Origin of the sequence: Rhizobium giardinii bv. giardinii H152 (genome assembly GCF_000379605.1) — a bacterium.
GTDB classification, from domain to species: domain Bacteria; phylum Pseudomonadota; class Alphaproteobacteria; order Rhizobiales; family Rhizobiaceae; genus Pararhizobium; species Pararhizobium giardinii.
Genome location: NZ_KB902729.1, coordinates 1 through 1,885, shown reverse-complemented (window position 1 = coordinate 1,885; position 1,885 = coordinate 1). Strand labels below are relative to the sequence as shown.

Genomic DNA, 1,885 nt, shown 5'->3' with positions numbered 1-1,885 from the left:
TGGCGATAGAGCTCGATCCGTCTTTAATCGATCCCTCCCCGCTTGCCGATCGGTTTGTTGAGCAGGACGCCTCAAGCTTCGAGGCGCTTAAGGACTCGATCCGCGACCGTGGGCAGGAAATCCCGGTTCTGGTGCGCCAGCACGCCACGCTCGAAGGGCGCTTTCAAAGCGCCTATGGGCATCGCCGCGTAAGGGCGGCAAGGGAACTTGGTATTCCGGTCAGAGCCTATGTACGGGCGTTGACGGATGAGGATCTCGTTGTTGCTCAAGGGCTGGAGAATTCAGCACGCGAAGATCTTAGCTTCATAGAGCGGTCGGTTTTTGCGGCACGCCTGGAAGATGCCGGGTTTCAGCGCACGTTGATTCAGACGGCCTTGTCGGTCGACCGGGCCGAGGTATCGAAACTCATCGCCGTGGCGCGGACGCTGCCGGCGGAGATCGTTGAAGCGATCGGACGCGCGCCAAAGGTTGGCCGCGGAAGGTGGCAGTTGCTCGCAGACACCCTGAAGGACGCTGATGCGCGACTACGTGCAACGGCGGCTACCGTATTGCCCGCATTCAAGGGCAAGGAGACCGACGAGCGGTTTATCGCGGTGTTGTCGGCAGCCAACAAGGCCGTTCCAGATGCCCAGAAAACATCACCCACGATGATTGCGGCATCATCCGGTGGCGAGATCGGCAAGATTTCCCTGACGGACACGCAATGGCGATTGTCGATCAAACGGGAAGACCACGAGGGTTTTGCGGAATACCTGACGAAAAAGCTTCCAGAGCTTTTCGAAGAATACGGCCGAGAAAATTCGGCCGATGAAGGCGGCGTCCGCGAGTAGGGCGCTTTCTAGATCAATACAGCAACGGAGATGTAACGGCAAAAGAAAAAAGGACCCCCGAAACAGCGTCTCAGAAGGCCCTTTCTCGATCTTTGGCGATTTCGAGATTCGCACTTCCAAGAATCACAGTCAAGAGTCTCTCGTGAGATTCGACGCCTTTTCGGTGATCCCCATTCCTTTGCCCAGCAAGAGGTAGAGTAGAAATGGAGAGATTGTCCGTGACGACGCCCTTTGGGCGGCGGCCGATGTCGCTTGCCCTGGTGAAAAGTCAAATCAGGTCATTGGAGACCAGAGCCGAGAAGTCGGTCGACAAGTGGAAAGTCCATAGGGATGTTTGTGACGCGAGGATGATTCTCGGGTTGCAGGACAGAGCTTTGGCTGTTCTGAACGCGTTGCTGTCCTTCTTTCCTCAGCCCGAGCTTTCGGGGGGAAAAGATCTCGTCGTCTTTCCGTCAAACGCCCAGTTGACGTCGCGGTCAAACGGTATCGCCGGGAGCACGCTGCGCCGCAGCCTCGCGGCACTGGTGGACGCTGGCCTGATAGCTCGAAAGGACAGTCCTAATGGGAAGCGTTACGCGAGAAAGGGTAGCCAGGGTGAGATCGAAGATGCCTTCGGCTTCAGCTTGGCCCCGCTGCTTGCTCGTTCGGAGGAACTGGCGGCGTTAGCCCAGCAGGCCGCAGCGGAGCGCCGGAGGTTCAAGGCAGCGAAGGAGCGCGTTTCTTTGTGCCGACGCGATATCCGAAAACTCATCAGTGCAGCGTTGGAGGAGGGTGCAGCCGGCGACTGGGAGCGTGTCGAAAGCATTTATATCGACGCTGTATCGCGCATTGGCCGGTCGCCGACAACAGAGGGACTGCTGTCAACAGCCGACGAACTAACACTTCTGCACGCTGAAATCGTCAACCTTCTGGACAATCAGCTTATTTCACAAAAAATGGATGGCAATGACGGTCTATTTGACCAGCACATACAGAGTTCAAATACTGAATCCAGCAATGAACTTGAACCTAGCTCTCGAACAGAGCAGGGGGAGAAACCGGAGCCAAGCAGGACA

At 56.8% G+C, this 1,885-nt stretch carries 2 protein-coding genes; both read left to right on the top strand.

Translation table 11 applies throughout. The annotated features are described in order from the left end of the window. The coding region (repB, locus tag A3AY_RS36540) for a plasmid partitioning protein RepB (protein ID WP_018329391.1) at positions 1-830 on the top strand (830 nt) is incomplete at its 5' end. Positions 831-1,033: 203 nt separating this feature from the next. Further along, positions 1,034-1,885, top strand: an 852-nt coding sequence (gene repC / locus A3AY_RS0130110; protein WP_040669406.1) for a plasmid replication protein RepC, incomplete at its 3' end; no start/stop codon positions are given.